Annotated in this window: 1 protein-coding gene; it reads right to left on the minus strand. The window is 59.8% G+C overall.

Annotated features, from left to right (window positions below; translation table 11 throughout):
- The coding region (locus HMPREF2726_RS09200) for an RHS repeat domain-containing protein (protein WP_148132505.1) at nt 1–667 on the minus strand (667 nt) is incomplete at both ends.

Below are 667 nucleotides of genomic sequence, written 5' to 3' on the forward strand. Positions count from 1 at the left end.
TAGGCGTAGCGGCGGTTGACGGCGCCGCCGGCCAGCGGGTTTTGTTTGCCGCGGGGTGTTTGTGTGCCGTTCCAAACGGTACGCTGACTTTTCAGGCGACCCATGGGGTCGTAGTCGTACAGGCTGCTGATGCTGCCCTGCGTCCTTTGGATTTCGCGGTGCAGTTTGTCGCGTTCGATGTCGGTGATGACTTCGCCGTCGAGGCTGATTTGGTGCAGGTGTCCGCTGCCATAGTACAGGTAATCGATATGGCGGCCGTCGGGCAGGATGGTGCGGATGCGGTTGCCCAACGGGTCGTATCGGTAGCCTACGGTGGCGCTTTGGCCGTTGTGGACGGTGGTTTCGCCGATGAGGCGGTCGAGTTCGTCGTAGGCGAGTTCGACGCTGCTGTGGTGGTTGCGGGCTTTGGTCAGGTTGCCGGTAACGGGGTCGTATTCGAAACGGGTGCGGCTGATGCCTTCGTCTTTGCTTTGTCCGTTGCGGTCGGAGACTTTGCGGCTTTGTTTTTCGATCAGTTGGCCGAGGATGTTGCGTTTGAACCGGTGGATGTGCCAAGTCTCGGGACGGTCTTTCAGACGACCTTCATGATTGCTTTGGCCGTATTCGGTCTGCTGGACCAGTTGTCCGGCGGCATCGTAGCCGTAGGCGGTGATTTTGCCGTCCCAGC

Source organism: Neisseria sp. HMSC074B07 (assembly GCF_001810355.1).
GTDB lineage: Bacteria > Pseudomonadota > Gammaproteobacteria > Burkholderiales > Neisseriaceae > Neisseria.